Raw genomic sequence first — 2,424 nt, forward strand, 5'->3', positions numbered from 1 at the left:
GTTTGGGGCGCGAGGCCAGGGCGTCGAGACGGTCCGCGCCGCCGATGGTCGTGGTCTCGGCGCCGCCGAAGGCGAAGGCCTCGGCCTGGACGCCGGGCGTGGGCGCCGACGGAGCAGGCGCAGGAACGGCGGCCGGTTCAGGCGCAAAGGCCGGCGCGGGGCGCGGGGCCGTCGCGACGCTGCCGGGCTGACCTGTGCGCTTGCCGAACACCGCCCGCTCAGCGTTTCTTGAACAGGGGGGCGAACAGCGAGCCGCCCTTGGGTTTGGCGCCGGCCGTCGTCGTGGGCATCTCGCGGCGCGAGACGATCTGGGCCAGGGTCTGGAAGGCGTCGGCGGCCTTGGACTTGGCCCCCGCGTCCAGAATCATCTGGCCGTTGTTGGCGGCGGCGCCGAACAGCTTGGCGTCAAACGGGATGATCAGGCTGGGGTGAACGCCCAGCGCATTGCCGAAATCCTTGGCCGGAATTTCGGGACGACCGGGCACGCCGACCTGGTTCAGCACCAGACGCGGCGGAGCGTCGTTGGGACGGCCGTGACGGATCAGATCGATCATGTTCTTGGCGTTGCGCAGCGACGCCAGATCGGGCGTCGCCACCACAACGACTTCATCCGCCGAGATCAGGGTGCGGCGCATCCAGCCCGACCACAGATGCGGCAGGTCCAGCACCACGAAGGGGGCGGTCGAACGGATCTGGGTCGTCACCTCCTCGAAGGCGTCAGGGCCGATGTCCCAGTCGGTGTCCAGCGTCGCGGGCGCGGCGAACAGCGACAGCTTGTCGGTGCAGCGGACCATCATCCGGTCCAGCAGCGTCGGGTCCAGGCGGTCCGGCTGGGTCAGGGCGTCGGCGACGCCGTTCAGCGGATCCTGGTTGAAGTCCAGACCGGCGGTGCCGAACGGCAGGTCGTAGTCGACGATAACGGTGTTGGCGCCGATCCGCTCGCTCATCGCATAGGCGGTGTTGTGGGCGACCGACGAGGCCCCTGCCCCGCCCCGCGCGCCGACAAAGGCGATGGAGCGGCCGACGAAGGGCTGGGCCGGATCGGCGAACAGGTCGCCGATGGCCGAGATCAGTTGCAGCGGATCGACCGGCGCAACCAGATATTCGCTGACCCCGCGGCGCATCAGTTCGCGGAACAGGATGATGTCGTTGGTGGCGCCGACGACCACGACCTTGGTGCCTGCGTCGCAGACCTCGGCCAGCTGGTCGACTTCCCACAACAGGGTCTGCGGGTCCTTCATGGACTCGACGATGACCAGTGGCGGGGTCGGTTCGTGGCGATAGGCCTCGACAGCAGCGGGGACGCCGCCGACGCGGATCTGGGTCGTGGCGCGCGACAGGCGGCGGTCCTGACCGGCGCGCTCGGCCGAGGCCAGGGTGTCCTGCCGTTCGGCGAAGACGTGGATGGCGATGCGGGGCACCGACACCTCGACCGCGCCGCGCGAGGGGGTCAGGGCGGCCGATGCGCCCGCGACCAGCTCACCGACAGGGTTGAAGGCGGCGGCTGGCAGCGAGGCCGCATAGTCGCCGCCCACCGGCACCGGCGTGGCGATCATCGGCGGAGCTGAAGGCTCGCCCGGGGCAGTGAACTGCAGCGAGGCGCGCGGCTCGGCCAGCGGGTCCGAGGTTGGGAAACCCGCGACCGGCGCGGCGTCCAGATCCACGAACTCGGCGTCCAGGTCGAACTCGTCGTCCAGGGCGTCGAAGGGTTGGGGGGCGAAGGCGTTGCTCATGAGCGTCAGTTCACCGCATTGGAGACGCGCTGGCTGCCGACCAGCTCTTCACGCGTGGCGCTGGTCGGTTCGCCCCCGCGCCACGCGTCGAAGACGACGCTGCGGCGGCCGGCGTCGGCCGGCTGGGCGCCGCGCGGACGGACGATGTCGCGCGGATTTTCGATCTGGGCGGCCAGATTGGCGGTGACGGCGCAGCCGAAATTGCTGTGACCCGCGTTCTCGGCCGAGCGGGTCAGATTGTTCCATTCACGGCCGCATTGCGGGACGACGGCCTGGACGGTCTCGAACCCGGCCAGAACCGGGGCGCGGGGATCGGGCGCGTCATAGCCGACGACCTGAACCCGCTGGGCGGGCACACCCGCGTCGATCACCGTCTGGCGAATGCGGTGGGCCATGTCGGCCGAGACCGGGTCATTGCCGCCCGGCGCCTCGACCCGCAGCACGGGTGCGCCTTCGATCAGGAAGCGGCTGACCAGACCGTCCAGCGCCGCGCGCTGGGTGGCCGAGACGCCGGTTTCGTGCACCGCCAGGGCGATGCGGTCGACGCCCGGCTCGACCTGAAGCTGATAGCGCGAGGTCGGGGTCAGGGGCGTGGGCCCCAGGCCGCCGGCGGGACCGCCGACGCAGGCCGACAGGCCGGCGATCAGGGCGGCGCCCAAGGCGGCGGCGGGGGTCAGGGCGAAAAGGGGGC

General features: G+C 71.1%; 2 protein-coding genes and 1 pseudogene. All 3 read right to left on the reverse strand.

Going from position 1 to position 2,424, the window contains the following annotated elements; genetic code table 11:
- Positions 1-211, reverse strand: a pseudogene (locus EON91_RS14215) (CpaF family protein); the annotation flags it as partial.
- A gap of 7 nt (positions 212-218) precedes the next feature.
- Positions 219-1,733 (reverse strand): cellulose synthase operon protein YhjQ/BcsQ, encoded by a 1,515-nt coding sequence (locus EON91_RS14220; RefSeq protein WP_292096026.1) that lies wholly within the window; start codon positions 1,731-1,733, stop codon positions 219-221.
- A 5-nt stretch (positions 1,734-1,738) separates the two neighbouring features.
- A partial coding sequence (locus EON91_RS14225) for a CpaD family pilus assembly protein (protein WP_366250472.1) occupies positions 1,739-2,424 on the reverse strand: 686 nt, incomplete at its 5' end.

This window comes from Brevundimonas sp. (assembly GCF_004210735.1).
GTDB lineage: Bacteria > Pseudomonadota > Alphaproteobacteria > Caulobacterales > Caulobacteraceae > Brevundimonas.

Excerpts from the sequence above, each read along its gene's own strand:
- EON91_RS14220 (WP_292096026.1), bottom strand. The coding sequence starts at position 1,733 with ATGAGCAACGCCTTCGCCCCCCAACCCTTCGACGCCCTGGACGACGAG.